General features: G+C 65.3%; 15 protein-coding genes. 4 read left to right on the top strand and 11 right to left on the bottom strand.

What is annotated here, in order from left to right:
* Nucleotides 1-24 precede the first annotated feature (24 nt).
* Complete coding sequence (gene trmL, locus U5A58_RS00545) at nucleotides 25-495, top strand: tRNA (uridine(34)/cytosine(34)/5-carboxymethylaminomethyluridine(34)-2'-O)-methyltransferase TrmL (RefSeq protein ID WP_321959912.1); 471 nt, start codon at nucleotides 25-27, stop codon at nucleotides 493-495.
* 13 nt (nucleotides 496-508) lie between these two features.
* Here trmL and U5A58_RS00550 read toward each other — a convergent pair whose 3' ends face one another.
* From U5A58_RS00550 to U5A58_RS00570, 5 genes are all read right to left on the bottom strand, one after another.
* Nucleotides 509-1,042, bottom strand: a complete 534-nt coding sequence (locus U5A58_RS00550; protein WP_321959913.1) for an O-acetyl-ADP-ribose deacetylase — start codon at nucleotides 1,040-1,042, stop codon at nucleotides 509-511.
* Between the two features lie 76 nt (nucleotides 1,043-1,118).
* Nucleotides 1,119-2,117 carry an NAD(P)H-dependent glycerol-3-phosphate dehydrogenase gene (locus U5A58_RS00555; RefSeq protein WP_321959914.1) on the bottom strand — a complete coding sequence of 333 codons (999 nt, stop codon included), beginning with the start codon at nucleotides 2,115-2,117 and terminating at the stop codon, nucleotides 1,119-1,121.
* A 46-nt stretch (nucleotides 2,118-2,163) separates the two neighbouring features.
* Nucleotides 2,164-2,628 carry a protein-export chaperone SecB gene (gene secB, locus U5A58_RS00560; protein ID WP_133185322.1) on the bottom strand — a complete coding sequence of 155 codons (465 nt, stop codon included), beginning with the start codon at nucleotides 2,626-2,628 and terminating at the stop codon, nucleotides 2,164-2,166.
* A 240-nt stretch (nucleotides 2,629-2,868) separates the two neighbouring features.
* Nucleotides 2,869-3,129 carry a glutaredoxin 3 gene (gene grxC / locus U5A58_RS00565; protein ID WP_133185323.1) on the bottom strand — a complete coding sequence of 87 codons (261 nt, stop codon included), beginning with the start codon at nucleotides 3,127-3,129 and terminating at the stop codon, nucleotides 2,869-2,871.
* Nucleotides 3,126-3,551, bottom strand: a complete 426-nt coding sequence (locus tag U5A58_RS00570) for a rhodanese-like domain-containing protein (protein ID WP_321959915.1) — start codon at nucleotides 3,549-3,551, stop codon at nucleotides 3,126-3,128. The genes grxC and U5A58_RS00570 overlap by 4 nt, the downstream gene beginning before the upstream one ends.
* 211 nt (nucleotides 3,552-3,762) lie before the next feature.
* Here U5A58_RS00570 and gpmA point away from each other — a divergent pair, with 211 nt between their 5' ends.
* From gpmA to U5A58_RS00585, 3 genes are all read left to right on the top strand, one after another.
* Nucleotides 3,763-4,512: a 2,3-diphosphoglycerate-dependent phosphoglycerate mutase gene (gene gpmA / locus U5A58_RS00575; RefSeq protein ID WP_321907599.1), complete on the top strand. Its 750-nt coding sequence runs from the start codon at nucleotides 3,763-3,765 to the stop codon at nucleotides 4,510-4,512.
* 355 nt (nucleotides 4,513-4,867) lie between these two features.
* The gene (locus U5A58_RS00580; protein ID WP_321907598.1) at nucleotides 4,868-6,451 is read left to right on the top strand and encodes a S41 family peptidase; all 1,584 of its coding nucleotides are present in this window, start codon (nucleotides 4,868-4,870) and stop codon (nucleotides 6,449-6,451) included.
* A 177-nt stretch (nucleotides 6,452-6,628) separates the two neighbouring features.
* Nucleotides 6,629-7,390: a molybdopterin-synthase adenylyltransferase MoeB gene (locus tag U5A58_RS00585; RefSeq protein WP_321959916.1), complete on the top strand. Its 762-nt coding sequence runs from the start codon at nucleotides 6,629-6,631 to the stop codon at nucleotides 7,388-7,390.
* A gap of 81 nt (nucleotides 7,391-7,471) precedes the next feature.
* Here U5A58_RS00585 and ptsP read toward each other — a convergent pair whose 3' ends face one another.
* From ptsP to U5A58_RS00615, 6 genes are all read right to left on the bottom strand, one after another.
* On the bottom strand, nucleotides 7,472-9,211 hold the full coding sequence (gene ptsP, locus U5A58_RS00590; RefSeq protein ID WP_321907594.1) for a phosphoenolpyruvate--protein phosphotransferase: 1,740 nt from the start codon (nucleotides 9,209-9,211) through the stop codon (nucleotides 7,472-7,474).
* A gap of 212 nt (nucleotides 9,212-9,423) precedes the next feature.
* Complete coding sequence (locus tag U5A58_RS00595; RefSeq protein WP_028201809.1) at nucleotides 9,424-9,693, bottom strand: HPr family phosphocarrier protein; 270 nt, start codon at nucleotides 9,691-9,693, stop codon at nucleotides 9,424-9,426.
* Nucleotides 9,694-9,778: 85 nt separating this feature from the next.
* Nucleotides 9,779-10,363: a PTS sugar transporter subunit IIA gene (locus U5A58_RS00600; protein WP_321959917.1), complete on the bottom strand. Its 585-nt coding sequence runs from the start codon at nucleotides 10,361-10,363 to the stop codon at nucleotides 9,779-9,781.
* Nucleotides 10,364-10,794: 431 nt separating this feature from the next.
* The gene (gshB, locus tag U5A58_RS00605) at nucleotides 10,795-11,748 is read right to left on the bottom strand and encodes a glutathione synthase (RefSeq protein WP_321959918.1); all 954 of its coding nucleotides are present in this window, start codon (nucleotides 11,746-11,748) and stop codon (nucleotides 10,795-10,797) included.
* A 101-nt stretch (nucleotides 11,749-11,849) separates the two neighbouring features.
* Nucleotides 11,850-13,139 (bottom strand): glutamate--cysteine ligase, encoded by a 1,290-nt coding sequence (gshA, locus tag U5A58_RS00610; protein ID WP_321959919.1) that lies wholly within the window; start codon nucleotides 13,137-13,139, stop codon nucleotides 11,850-11,852.
* Between the two features lie 403 nt (nucleotides 13,140-13,542).
* Nucleotides 13,543-15,039 carry an ammonium transporter gene (locus U5A58_RS00615; RefSeq protein WP_321959920.1) on the bottom strand — a complete coding sequence of 499 codons (1,497 nt, stop codon included), beginning with the start codon at nucleotides 15,037-15,039 and terminating at the stop codon, nucleotides 13,543-13,545.
* Nucleotides 15,040-15,081 lie beyond the last annotated feature (42 nt).

Genomic DNA, 15,081 nt, shown 5'->3' on the forward strand with positions numbered 1-15,081 from the left:
GATATCGAGGGAGTTTTCTTCGTCATGTTCAACGTCGTTCTCGTCGAACCCGAAATTCCGCCGAACACCGGCAACGTGATCCGCCTGTGCGCGAACACCGGGGCGCGACTGCATCTGATCGAGCCGCTCGGCTTCCCCCTCGACGACACGAAGATGCGCCGCGCGGGCCTCGATTACCACGAGTACGCGCAGATGCACGTGCACGCCAACTGGGACGCCTTCATTGCCAAAGAAGCACCGGATCCGGCGCGCATGTTCGCGTTCACGACACGCGGCTCGGGCCGCTTTCACTCGCACGCATTCGAGCCCGGCGACTGGTTCGTGTTCGGCGCGGAAACGCGCGGCCTGCCCGATGCAGTGCTCGAGCGCTTCGAAACGGCGCAACGCGTACGGCTGCCGATGCGGCCGGGCAACCGCAGCCTGAATCTCTCGAACACGGTCGCGGTCGTGGTTTTCGAAGCGTGGCGTCAGGCCGGTTTCGAAGGCGGCGAATAAGGTGAATGTGGCGCTACGCCGTGCCCCGCGCCGCGAGTTCATCCTCGTAGCGCGCGAGCATCGCGTCATCGAAGCACGCGAAGATCACATGCTCGAGCGCGGGCGATTTGGGTAATGCGTCGATCACAGTCGCGACTGCAATCTTCACCGCCTCGTCGGCGGGAAAACGGTAGATGCCGCAACTGATTGCCGGAAACGCGATGCTCGTCACGCCCGCCTCGCGTGCGCAGTCGAGCGAGCGCCGGTAACACGAAGCCAGCAGATGCGCTTCATCACGGCCGCCGCCATACCAGACGGGGCCCACAGTGTGGATCACGTGTTTCGCGGGAAGGCGATAGCCGCCTGTGATTTTGGCGTCGCCGGTCGGGCAGCCGTTCAGCGTCTCGCACTCGCGCAGCAGGTCAGGCCCGGCGGCGCGGTGAATCGCGCCATCCACGCCGCCGCCACCGAGCAGTGATCCGTTCGCGGCGTTGACGATCGCGTCGACCTTCAACGTGGTGATGTCGACGGCCTGCGCCTCGATGCGGCAGTTTCCGATGGTCAGCATACGGTCCTCCGTTGCAATCCGGTTCCACACAACGTGTGGGCGTGCTTCATGCAAGGCGCAGCAGGACCGAAGCGCCCTACTCCGCCTTCGCGTCGCGCCGCAGCAGCGCGCTCACGGCGTCGCGCGGCGCGACACCGTCGAACAGCACGGCGCATACCGCCTGGGTAATCGGCATCTCGATGCCATGCGCGCGCGCGAGTGCCAGCACGGCCTGAGCACAGCGCACGCCTTCGGCCACATGTCCGAGTGCACCGAGGATGTCGTCGAGCGTGCGGCCGCTCGCGAGTTGCTTGCCCACGGTGCGGTTGCGCGAAAGGTCGCCCGTGGCCGTGAGAATGAGGTCGCCGAGGCCAGTGAGCCCCGTGAAGGTTTCCGCACGCCCGCCGAGCGTGACGCCAAGGCGCGTCATCTCCGCGAGGCCGCGCGTGATGAGCGCGGCGCGTGCGTTCAGGCCGAGGCCCAGGCCATCGGCAATGCCGGTCGCGATCGCGAGTACGTTCTTGACCGCGCCGCCCACCTCGACGCCGACCACGTCGTCGCCGGTATAGATGCGCATGGCGCGGTGGTGGAACGCGGCGAGCGTGCGCTCGCGGCAGTCGGCCGAGGTGCTCGCCACCGTCAACGCGACGGGCAGGCCCTCGCCCACTTCGCGCGCGAAGCTCGGCCCCGAAAGCACGCCGTTGCTCGCGTGGCCGGGCAATTCAGCGGCCACGACCTGATGCGGCATCAATTGCGATTCGGCCTCGAAGCCCTTGCAGAGCCAGACGAAGTGCGCGGGCACGCGGCCCATGTCGCGCAGCGTGCAGAGCATGCCGCGCAAGCCCGCCACGGGCGTGGCGAGCACGACGAGATCCGCCTCGCCCGAAGCATGGTCGAGCGCGGCGGCGAGATCCGTTTCGTAGTGGAGAGACTTGGGCAGCGCAACGCCCGCCAGATAGCGGGCGTTTTCATGCGTCTTGCGCAAGGTGTCGACGAGCGCGCCATCGCGCGCCCACAACAGCGTGTGATGCGCCTGGGCGAGGTGCCCTGCCAGCGCGGTGCCCCACGCTCCGGCGCCGAGAACGGCGATGTTCATTCCGATACTCCGCACCGGTAGTTCGTGGAAACGATCAACGCGCGCTTTAGTGCGTCGCGCTGCTTGCGCCGTCTTGCTGGGCGAGTTGCTGCAGGCGTTGCTCGTAGAGCGCCTGGAAGTTGATCTCGGCCAGGTGGATCGGCGGGAAGCCTGCACGCGTGATCGCGTCGGCGATGTTCGAGCGCAGGTACGGGAACAGGATGGTCGGGCAGGCGATGCCGACGAGCGGATCGACCTGTTCGGCCGGGATGTTGCGGATGTCGAAAATGCCGGCTTGCTTGGCTTCGATCAGGAACGCAACCTTGTCCTTGACCTTGGCCGTGACGGTGCCCGTAACGATGATCTCGAACACCGTATCGGCGAGGCGCTCGGCCTTGACGTCGACTTCCACTTCGACCGAAGGCATGTCCTGCTCAAGGAAGATGGCCGGCGAATTCGGCTGCTCGAGCGACATGTCCTTGAGGTAGATGCGCTGGATATTGAAGAACGGCTGGTTGTTCTCGTCAGACATGGTGTATGGCTTCCCTGATTGAATGGATCACGGCGGCATTATCGCGACATCTTGAAGTCCCGAAAATGCGCCGCACTACGGCAATGAACGGCAACAGGCCCGCGCAAGCCTCGCTGGCTCGCGCGGGCCGAAACCCTGCGTCGCTACGCCACGCTGCGCAGCCCGCCCGCGGACCGAAGTCCCACGGCGATCGTGGCTGCTAATCAGGCTATGAATCAGCCTGGGCTCAGCGCCTGTACCTCAGGCGGCTTCGAGCAGCGGCGTCAAGCCGCCCGCACGGTCGAGCGCGGAGAGGTCATCGTAACCGCCCACGTGCGTCTCGCCGATGAAAACCTGCGGCACGGTACGTCGGCCGGTGCGCGTCATCATCTCTTCGCGCCGCGCCGGGTCCCGGTCGATCAGCACTTTCTCGATGTGTTCGACGCCGCGCGACTTTAAAAGACGCTCGGCCATCTGGCAATACGGACACACCTGGGTGCTGTACATGACCACTTTGCTCACTTCGAACCTCCTTGTTTCACGACCGGCATTCCGGCCTGCTGCCAGGCGTTCACGCCGCCGTCCAGCACGTGGACCTCGGCAAAACCGGCGTCCTTCACGAGGCGCAGCGCCTTGTGCGACTGCTGGCCCGTCTGGCAGACCAGCAACACCGGGTTGCTCTTGTTCTTCACGATCTGGCCGATCTTCGTCTCGAGTTCGCCAAATTCAACCTGGCGCGCCGAGGGCAGATGGCCCTTCGCGAATTCACCCGCGGGACGCAGGTCGACCACCACTGCATTGCGGCGGTTGATGAGCTGCGTCGCCTCGGCGGTCGAAACGCCGCCGCGGCCGCCGCGCTTGAGCGTCGGCCACAGGAGCAACCCTCCTGAGATGAGGACGATCGCGATGAGTACAAGGTTGATGTAATTGGTGAAGAACGTCACGGAGGGTCCGCCGGAAAAAGGGAAAGTCAGAGAAATCGTGCGAAATCGGGTTCGGGCAATCCGCTCATTATAAAATAACCGTTTGTCGCAGGGTTACCGCCCCCCAGCCCGGGCGTGCAGCCCGCCGGACTGGACGGCCGCCATGGTGTAGCCGCGGCGTTGCGCCTCCCGTCCCCGATTACCGCTTCCTTCACTACCGACCGGCATCCTCATGTACAAACTCGTACTCATCCGCCACGGCGAATCGACGTGGAACAAGGAAAACCGCTTCACCGGCTGGGTGGACGTCGACCTCACCGAGCAGGGCAACCGCGAAGCGCAGCAGGCAGGCCAGCTGCTCAAGGAGTCCGGCTACACGTTCGACATCGCCTACACCTCGGTGCTCAAGCGCGCGATCCGCACGCTCTGGCACGTGCAGGACCAGATGGACCAGATGTACCTGCCCGTGGTCCACTCGTGGCGCCTGAACGAGCGTCACTACGGCGCGCTTTCGGGCCTGAACAAGGCCGAAACGGCCGAAAAATTCGGCGACGAGCAGGTGCTGGTCTGGCGCCGCAGCTACGACACGCCGCCGCCCGCGCTCGAGCCGACCGACTCGCGCACAGCGTACAACGACCCGCGCTACGCCAGGGTGCCGCGCGAGGAACTGCCGCTCACCGAGTGCCTGAAAGACACGGTCGCGCGCGTGCTGCCGATCTGGAACGAGTCGATCGCACCGGCCATCAAGGCGGGCAAGAAGGTGGTGATCGCCGCGCACGGCAACTCGATCCGCGCGCTCGTGAAGTACCTCGACAACATCTCGGATGACGACATCGTCGGCCTGAACATCCCGAACGGCGTGCCGCTCGTCTATGAGCTGGACGAGAACCTCAAGCCCATCACGCACTACTATCTGGGCGACGCCGAAGCCATCGCGAAGGCGCAGGCCGCTGTCGCGAACCAGGGCAAGAAGGCAGGCTAAGGGGCCGCGTTTTCCTTTATCGGCCTCATCCTGGCGGTGCCTGGCCGTGCCTGATTCATGCGCCTGATCTATTCGGGCAGCCGCCGGTCCAACGGATCGGCGGCCCGCCGCAGTTCGTTGCACATTCCCCTTTTCCACTTTTCTGGTCCTGGCTGGCAAGATTGCCAGCGCCCTGCCAGCACCGCGCCAGCACTGGATTGACGGCACACGGTTTGCGAACCAGGTGCCGGCCGCACTGTCTTAGTCCCATCGTACGCGCCTTATACACAGCCACGGCGGGTGTGCAGTTATACTTGTCCGTCGCTTTTCCAATAGACGCTGCCACGCGCCTTTTCGACCGCACGCAACATACTCTATGCGAAAGAACCTGAAAAATATCGGCCTGATTGCCGCTGGCCTCGCGACCGGCGTATTTGCCACCCTGCAGATTTCCGCCGAGGCGCAGCAAACCCAGCAGACGGTCGTCGAACCGCTGCCGCTCGACCAGCTGCGGCTCTTCGCCGAAGTGTTCGGTCAAATCAAGCATGAGTACGTCACCCCGGTCGACGACAAGAAGCTTCTCACCGCCGCCATCAAGGGCATGGTGTCGAGCCTCGACCCGCACTCGTCGTATCTCGACAAGACCGATTACCAGGAGCTCCAGGAGCAGACCAAGGGTCGCTTCGCGGGCCTCGGCATCGAAATCTCGTCGGAAGACGGGCTGATCAAGGTCATCTCCCCCATCGAAGACACGCCCGCGTACCGCGCCGGCATTCGTCCGGGCGACCTCATCACGCGTATCAACGACAAGCCGGTGCGCGGCATGACGCTCGATCAGGCGGTCAAGCAAATGCGCGGCGACCCTGGCACCAAGGTCACGCTCACGATTTTCCGCAAGACTGACGACCGCACCTTCCCGCTCACCATCACGCGCGCCATCATCAAGGTGCAGAGCGTGAAGTCGAAGATCGTGGCGCCGGGCTACGCGTATATCCGCATCACGAGCTTCCAGGAGCGCACGGTCCCCGACCTCGCCCAGAAGCTGCAGGACATCGCGCGCCAGGAACCGAACCTCAAGGGCATCATTCTCGACCTGCGCAACAACGGCGGCGGCCTGCTGCAGAGCGCCGTGGGCGTCGCGGGCGCGTTCCTGCCGCCGGATTCGGTCGTCGTCTCGACGAACGGCCAGATCCCCGACTCGAAGCAGGTCTACCGCGACACCTACGAGAACTACCGTCTGCCGTCGTTCGACGGCGATCCGCTCAAGGGCGAGGCGGCCGAGTTCAAGACCGTGCCGATGATCGTGCTGACCAACGCCTACTCGGCGTCGGCTTCCGAAATCGTGGCGGGCGCGCTGCAGGACTCCAAGCGTGCCCTCATCGTCGGCAAGACGACGTTCGGCAAGGGTTCGGTGCAGACCGTGCGCCCGATGACGGCCGACACGGCGCTGCGCCTGACCACGGCGTACTACTACACGCCGAGCGGCCGCTCGATCCAGAACAAAGGCATCCGTCCTGACATCGCGGTCGACCAGTATTCCGACGGCGATCCGGACGACGCACTCGTCACGCGCGAAGTGGACTACCAGAACCACCTCGCCAACACGCAGGACCCGGACGAGAAGAAGGAGCAGGAAGTGCGCGAGCAGGAGCGCATGGACATGCTGCGCCAGCTCGAAGAGCAGAACGACAAGAAGACGCCGGAGCAGCGCCAGAAGGATCGCGAGCGCAAGCCAGTCGAGTTCGGTTCCACCGACGACTTCATGCTCCAGCAGGCGCTGAACAAGCTCCAGGGCAAGCCTGTGGCCGAGTCGAAGTCGCCGATGGAGCGCCGCCTCGCGCAGCAGAAGCCGCCGACCTCGGCTTCCGCGCCGATCGCGGTGAAGCCGGGCGCCCTCATCATGGCGCCGGCTCCGGGCTCCGCTGCCGCGCCGGCCTCCGCTCCGGCGCCGGCCAAGTAACACGCCGTACCCGCCTCGCGACCCGCGCGTCTTGTGCGCCGGTCGCGAGGCCGCCCCTCCTCCAGCCGCTGGCGTCGTTACAATAACGGCACGGAATTTCCCCGGCGCGCGCTTCCCCATTCAGAGCCATTCGGGCTCTCGAGGTCCATCGCAGCGCCATCGAGCAAGCGCATCGCGATGAACGACGACCAACTCCTTCGCTACTCCCGCCATATCCTCGTCGACGAGATCGGCATCGAGGCGCAGCAGCGCTTTCTGAACGCACATACCATTGTCGTAGGCGCGGGCGGCCTCGGCTCGCCGGCGGCGATGTATCTCGCGGCCTCGGGCGTGGGCACGCTCACCCTTGTCGACAACGACACCGTCGACCTCACCAACCTGCAGCGGCAGATCATGCACGAAACGGCGTCGGTGGGCCGCGCGAAGGTCGAGTCGGGCCGCGACGCCATCGCGCGTCTGAATCCCGAGGTGAAGGTGAACGCGCTGCAAACGCGCATCGACGACGCGTGGCTCGATGCACACGTGCCCGGCGCGACTGTCGTACTCGACTGCACCGACAACTTCGCCACGCGCCATGCGATCAACCGCGCGTGTGTGAAGCACGGCGTGCCGCTCGTCTCGGGCGCGGCACTGCGTTTCGACGGACAGATCAGCACGTTCGACTTCCGCGACGAGGCCTCGCCGTGCTACGCCTGCGTGTTCCCCGAAGATCAACCCTTCGAGGAAGTGGCGTGCTCGACGATGGGTGTGTTCGCGCCCACGGTAGGCATCATCGGCGCGATGCAGGCGGCTGAGGCGCTGCGCGTGATTGGCGGCATCGGCGCGCCGCTCGTCGGGCGGCTCATGATGCTCGACTCGCTGCGTATGGAGTGGAACACGATGCGCGTGGCGCGCCAGCCGGATTGCCCGGTGTGCGGCGAGCGGCACCGGCACGCTTGAAGCGCTCAAGAACCTGGACGCAAAAAAGCCCCGGACCTGCCGGGGCTTTTTGCATTTGCGCGTGTGTGCACGTGGGGCGGTTCAGGCTTGCGCCACACGCTGCAGCGCCGCCTGCAACTCCTCGGGCTCGTAAGCGGCCAAGACTTCCGACACCGGCTTTTCCAGCGCCTTGAGCTGCGAGCGCAGGATCTCCTGCTTCACCACGAGCAACTGGCTCGGATGCATCGAAAACTCGGTGAGCCCCATGCCGAGCAGCAAGCGCGTAAACGCCGGGTCACCCGCCATTTCCCCGCACACCGAAACCGGTACGCCCGCGCGCTTCGCCTCGCGCAGCGTATGGGCGATCAGCTGCAGCACGGCCGGATGCAGCGGATCGTACAGCTCGGCCACCGCGTTGTCGGCCCGGTCGATGGCGAGCGCGTACTGGATCAGGTCGTTGGTGCCGATCGAGAGGAAGTCGAGACGGCGCAGGAACATCGGCAGCGCAAGCGCCGCCGCCGGGATCTCGATCATCGCGCCGATCTGGATGTTCGGGTCGTAGGCGAAACCGGCGTCGTCGAGCTGGCGCTTCGCCTCGCGGATCAGGTCGAGCGTCTGATCGATCTGCTGCGCGTGCGCGAGCATCGGAATCAGGATCTTGACCGAACCGAACGCCGAGGCGCGCAGGATCGCACGCAACTGCGTGAGGAACATCTGCGGCTCGGAAAGGCTCCAGCGAATCGCACGCAGGCCGAGCGCGGGGTTCGCGGCCGTCTCAAAGCCGTCACTGCCGCTCATGGCGTCGAGCGGCTTGTCCGCGCCCACATCGATCGTGCGGATCGTCACGGGCAGCCCGTTCATGAGTTCCACCGCGCGGCGGTAGGCCGCGAACTGCTCGTCCTCCTCCGGCAAGTGGTCCTTGTGATTCATGAACAGGAACTCGGTGCGAAAGAGACCCACGCCCGTCGCGCCGGAGTCGAGCGCGGCCTGCGCGTCGTCGGGCAGCTCGATGTTCGCGTAGAGCTGGATCTTCGCGCCGCACAGCGTTTGCGTGGGCGAGAACTTCAGGCGCTGGAGCTTGCGCCGCTCGAGCGCCATCTCGCTTTGCCGGTAGGTGTACTCCTCCAGCACGATGGGCGCGGGATCGACGATCACGACGCCATGATCGCCATCGACGATGATGAGATCGTCCTGACGGATCAGCGCGCTCGCCTGCTGCATACCGACGGCCGCCGGAATGCCCAGACTGCGCGCGACAATGGCCGTATGCGAGGTGCGCCCGCCAAGATCGGTCACGAAGCCCTGGAAGGTTTGCCCCTTGAACTGCAGCATGTCGGCAGGCGCGATGTCGTGCGCGACGACGATCATCTCGTCGCAGCCGCCGTGCAGCGACGGGGGCATGGCGCCCGCGAGCGACTTCAGCACGCGCTCCACGACCTGTTCGATATCGGCCTTGCGCTCGCGCAGGTACTCGTCCTCCACGTCGTCGAAGTGGCGCGAGAGGCGTTCGAGCTGTTCGGTAAGCGCCCACTCCACATTGAAGCGCCGCGTTCGGATGAGGTCGATGGTCTCCTGCACGAGCATCACGTCGTTCAGGATCATGAGGTGCACGCCGATGAACGCGCCCATTTCGGAAGGGGCGTCGGCGGCGAGGTCGGCGCGCAGCGTGTCGAGCTCCAGCTCCACGGCCTGAAGCGCGGCGCGAAAGCGCACGATTTCGTCTTCGATCTGCGCGGGCTCGATGAGGTAGTGGTCGACGTCGAGCGCAGCCGGGGCGATCAGATACGCTCGCCCGATGGCAATACCGCGTGATACGGGAATTCCATGCAGCGTGAACGGCACGCGCACCTCCTCTGTTATTTGATGCTGCGGCAAACCGCTGCAATGCGCTCTCTCAGACCCCGGCGATGATTATAAATTCCGGCGCGGCCAAATGTGGCCATGCGTACCTGTTCGCGCCTTACTGCGGCGTTGTGCTGCAGTGCCCGGCGCACCAATGAAAACGCCGCGGCAAACCGCGGCGTTTCAAGCAAGGCGCAACGACCGTGCGCGTCTTACTGACCTTCACCAAACTTGTCGGCGATCAGCTTGAGCAGCGCGCTCATGGCGTCGGCCTCGTCGGGGCCTTCGGTTTCGATCATCACCGTGCTGCCGATACCTGCCGCCAGCATCATGACCCCCATGATGCTCTTGGCGTTGATGCGGCGGCCGTTGCGGCTCATCCAGATTTCCGCCTGATAGTTGCCGGCGAGCTGCGTCAGCTTCGCCGACGCCCGCGCGTGCAGGCCGAGTTTATTCACGATGGTCGTTTCTTGTTGCAGCATAGGTCGATCCGGACGCAGTGTGTGGAAGTGTGACTGGGGTCTTTCGGTGTGCCTTGTTGTTGGCTTCTGGTGCCGCGACGCCGCTTCAGGCGGCGCCTGCCGGCCTCAATACGCCCGCCTCGACGCCGCCTGTGCAAGCCGCGCCCAGCGTTGCGGCGGCCGGTTGGCTCGCGCCCTGGCCTGCTGGCTGAGTTGCGGCGAGCTTTGTTGTGTCGGCAGCGCCTTCGGCGCAGGGCGCGGGCGGGCAGCCGCATTCGCTCGCCGCGGCCGCAACGGGCGGCATGGTCGGCCCGATCGTCTGGACGCCCTTGCTCGCGCCGGCGAGCGCCTTTTCGACGAGCGTGTCGAGCGGCGTCGCGCGGTAGCACACGGCGCGCACCAGCATCGGCAGATTCACGCCGGCCAGCACGCGCACCTCGGGCACCGTGGCAAGACGCGCCGCGATGTTCGAGGGCGTAGCGCCGAACATGTCGGTCAACACGAGCGCGCCGTTATCCTCGCGCAAGCGCTCGATCTCCGAATTGGCTTTGGCGACCACTTCAGCCGGGTCGCTGTCGGGGAGCACGTCGAGCGCGCCGATACGCGCCGGACAACCGCCATAGATATGCGCGATGCACTCGCGTAGCGCGGTGGCGAGCGGTGCGTGCGCAATGATCAGAATCCCTGCCATGTCAGCTTGACTGCAAAAAACGGCTCAGTTGATGCCGGGACGTTTCGTCAATCGCGTCCTGCAGCGCCGAGCCTGCGGCCAGCCGTGGGCTCGCAGGGTCGGAACACGCGCCGCGCGGCAGCCAGATCGCTTTACGACGCAGGCGTGCCAGCCCGGAACGCGGGCTCGCGGCATTGTAGCAGGGTCATTTTCGCGCACGCGAGGCGGTTTTGCTCACAGCGGCGACAGGTGTCGCGCGCAATTCACAAGCTCCGGACGCGTGCGCGACCTTTCGTGGTCCGAAACTCCCCGCCAGCCAAGGTCTTGATGGAGCGCCCGCCCTGCAAGACGCCCACAGCCGGCAGATGCCGCCATACATGCGGCTTTCAAGTCCGCATTCCAGGTGCGGCCTTCAAATGCGCCCCGGCCGACGTTTCGGGGCCAAACCCAGCTCAGGCCGCCGCACGCTCCAGCGCGTCGATAAACATGGCGGCCACGTCGAAGCCCGTCTGCTCCATGATTTCGCGGAAACACGTCGGGCTCGTGACGTTGACCTCGGTAAGCCAGTCGCCGATGGCATCGAGCCCCACGAGCAGCAGGCCGCGAGCCGCGAGCCTCGGGCCGAGCGCCTTTGCGATCTCCAGATCGCGCGCCGTCAGCGGCTGCGCGACGCCCAGTCCGCCCGCCGCCAGATTGCCGCGCACCTCATTGCCCTGAGGAATGCGCGCGAGCGAGTACGGCACCGGCTCGCCGCCGATCAGCAGAATGCGCTTGTCGCCGGCCTTGATCTCGGGGATGAACTTCTGCGCCATCACGCTGCGCGCGCCGTCATGGCTCAGCATCTCGATGATCGAGCCGAGGTTCATGCCGTCCGCCTTCACGCGGAACACGCCCATGCCGCCCATGCCGTCGAGCGGCTTCAAGATCACGTCCTGATGCTCTTCGTGGAACTTGCGCAGGCGCGCCGCGCTGCGCGTGACGAGCGTAGGCGCGACGAACTGCGGAAACTCGCCGATGGCGAGCTTTTCCGAGTGATCGCGAATCGACTGCGGCTTGTTGAAGATCTTCGCGCCCGCGCGCTCGGCGATCTCCAGCAGCCATGTGGACGTCACGTACTCCATGTCGAACGGCGGGTCCTTGCGCATGATCACGGCGTCGAAGCCCGTGAGCGCGCGCGCATCGGGCGAGTCCTTGAACCACGTTTCACGATGCAGGTCCGCCGTATCGCCGACGATCTCGAAGCGCCGCACGTCGGCTTCGACCTGGCCGTTCACCCATGCGAGGTGCTGCGGCTCGCACGCGAAAAGCGTGTGGCCGCGCTTCGCGGCCTCGGCCATCATCGCGTAGGTCGAGTCCTTGTAGATCTTGAACCGTTCGAGCGGATCGGCGATGAAGAGAATGTCCATATCGTCCCTGCGTTGTCCCTGGTGTCATGACGGCAACGCCCGCACGGGGCGGGCGCTGCGTTGAATTGTCCGAATAATGACGGACGAGGTGTAGGTGCCGGTCAGACCTGGATCGCCTCGGGGTCGGTCTTCTCCAGCTCGACCGACGCCGCCAGCAAACCGAGCCGCGCCACCACGCCGTACATGTAGAAGCGGTTCGGCGGCGCCGCACCCGCTTTCGCGCGCGTGTCGGGCAGCGCCGTGTGCTCGAAGCCGAGCGGCACGAAGTGCATGCCCGGCGCGTTCAGGTTCTGGTCGCGCTCGCGGCTGCCGTGCGCGCGGTAGAAGCCGCCCACCACGTAGCGGTCGATCATGTACACGACCGGCTCGGCCACTTCGTCGCCGATATGCTCGAACGTGTAGACGCCTTCCTGCACGATCACGTCGCGCACTTCGAGCCCGTCCTTCGTGGCCGACATCTTCGCACGTTCGCGCTTCGTGAGTGCGGCGACCTCCGAGGCGTCGTGCACCGTCATCACGCCGCGGCCATCCGTGCCGGCATCGGACTTGATGACGACATAGGGCTTTTCGGTGATGCCGTACTCGCGATACTTCTTCGCGATCTTCTTGAGCACGGCGTCGATGGCGGTGGCGAGCTGCTCCTCACCGGTGCGCGCCTCGAAGTCCACGCCTTCCACGTGCGCGAAGTACGGATTGATCATCCACGGGTCCACGCCCACCATCTTCGCGAACTTCTTCGCCACGTCGTCGTAGCAGGAGAAGTGCGTGGACTTGCGGCGCACCGCCCAGCCCGCGTGCAGCGGCGGCAACACGTACTGCTCGTGCAGGTTTTCGAGCACGGGCGGAATGCCGCCGGAAAGATCGTTGTTCAGCAGGATCGAGCACGGGTCGAAGTTCTTCAGACCGAGGCGCCGCTGCGAACGCTCGAGCGGTTCGAGCACGATCTTCTGGCCGTCCGCGAGCGAAATCGTCACCGGCCCGGCGATGGTTTCGTCGAGCGTGCCGAAACGCACGTTCAGGCCCGCCTGGCGCATGATCGTGGCGAGGCGCGCGACGTTCTCCAGATAGAACGCGTTGCGCGTGTGCATCTCCGGAATCACGAGCAGGTTCTTGGCGTCCGGGCAGATCTTTTCGATGGCGGCCATGGCCGCCTGCACGGCGAGCGGCAGCACTTCCTGCGGCAGGCAGTGGAAGGCGCCGGGAAAGAGGTTGGTGTCGACGGGCGCGAGCTTGAAGCCGGCGTTGCGCAGGTCGACCGAAGCGTAGAACGGCGGCGTGTGCTCCTGCCATTCGAGGCGGAACCAGCGCTCGATGGCCGGCGTCGCGTCGAGGATGCGCTGCTCCAGCTCGAGGAGCGGGCCATTCAACGCCGTAACCAGATGCGGGACCATAAGGGGTGACTCGCAGACAAAATGCTTTGATTGTAGGGAAACCGGTCGGTTATCTGGGGACGATTGCGCCAGTTGCAAGACGGATTTGCCCTCATGAACTCCGTCATGAAATCCCTTCAGTGCAGTAGGGTCAATTGCCGGTTCCGCCTGTGCGGATATTCACGCCGGATATCCATTCTGGACCGCCCGCGCCGCCCGGCGCAATTGGGCACACGGATTGAAGGGGCACTATGCGAACGCTCGGGCGGGACGCTTATTCCCTTGCGCGTTGCGCGGCGCGCAGGGCCAGCCCGAACCCCGCAAGAGCCCATCGCGGGCCCTAAAAAGAAAAGGGCCCGCCGAAAAGGCGGGCCCAGGTCGCTGCTTGCTGCCCTGCTAGATCAAACCGTCGAGAACGGCGCGTTTATTCCACGCGCTCGCCATGCAGAACCACATCCAGACCTTCGCGCTCGTCTTCTTCCGAAACGCGCAGGCCCATGACCATGTCGATCACCTTCAGCAGGATGAAGCTCACCACGCCGCTGTAGATGAGGGTCGTGAGCACGCCCTTGGCTTGCAGGATGACGCTGCCATCCGCGCCGCCAATGTCCTTCACCGCGAACACGCCGGTCAGAATCGCGCCGATGATGCCGCCGATGCCATGCACGCCGAACGCGTCGAGCGAATCGTCATAGTTGAACTTGTGCTTGAGCCACGTAGCCGACCAGAAGCAGACCACGCCCGCCACCACACCGATCACGATCGCGCCGAGCACACCGACGAAGCCCGATGCCGGCGTAACTGCCACGAGACCTGCCACTGCACCCGAAGCGATGCCGAGCACCGAAGGCTTGCCCTTGGCGATCCACTCCGCGAACATCCAGCCGAGTGCTGCGCAGGCGGTAGCGATTTGCGTCGTGAGCATCGCGAAGCCGGCACGGCCGTCAGCCGCGACTGCCGAACCCGCGTTGAAGCCGAACCAGCCCACCCACAGCATGGCCGCACCCATCAGCGTGAGCGTGAGGTTGTGCGGAGCCATCACTTCGCGGCCGTAGCCAACCCGCTTGCCGAGCACGAGGCAGCACACCAGACCCGCGATACCGGCGTTGATGTGCACGACCGTGCCGCCTGCGAAGTCGAGGATGCCGGCGCTGGCGAGCCAGCCGGTCGGTTCCCAGACCATGTGCGCGATCGGCGAGTAGACGATGATCGACCACAGCGACATGAACACGAGCATCGCCGAGAACTTCATGCGGTCGGCAAACGCACCGGTGATCAGCGCCGGCGTGATGATCGCGAACGTCATCTGATAGACGAAGTACACGGTCTCGGGGATGGTCGGCGCGAGGTGGCTCACGGTGAGCGTCGTCGCCTTGTCGCCCTTGATGTAGTTCATACCCTCAAGGAAGATGCGCGAGAAGCCGCCGATGAACGAGCCGCCCGGCGTGAACGCGATGGAGTAGCCCACCACCGTCCAGATCACCGTGACCACACAGGTGATCGCGAAGCTTTGCATGAGCGTGGCAAGCACGTTCTTCTTGCGGACCATGCCGCCGTAGAACAGCGCGAGGCCCGGGATCGTCATGAACAGCACGAGCGCGGTGGAAGTCAGCATCCACGCGGTGTCGCCCGAATTGATCTTCGACGAATCGACCGAGAACGGCGCGGTCGGTGCGGCGGGCGCGGCGGCTGCGGCTGCGGCCGATGCGTCTGCCGGGGCGCTTGCGGCGGCTGCCGGTGCCGAAGCGGCGTCGGCAGCAGGCGCCGAAGCCGGTGCGGCGGCCGTTGCGTCGGGCGCCGAAGCGGCGGCCGCCGGTGCGGAAGCCGCGGCGGGCGCGGATGCGTCGTCCGCAAGCGCGGCGCCGACGCCGCCGGCCAGCAGCGAGCCAGCCATCATCAGGGACATCAAAAGTTTGCGCATCTCGGTTTCCTCTTTCCTCTTGTCTCGGTCTCTTTAGGCCTT

The sequence above is a fragment of the Paraburkholderia sp. J7 genome, assembly GCF_905220155.1.
Taxonomy (GTDB): domain Bacteria; phylum Pseudomonadota; class Gammaproteobacteria; order Burkholderiales; family Burkholderiaceae; genus Paraburkholderia.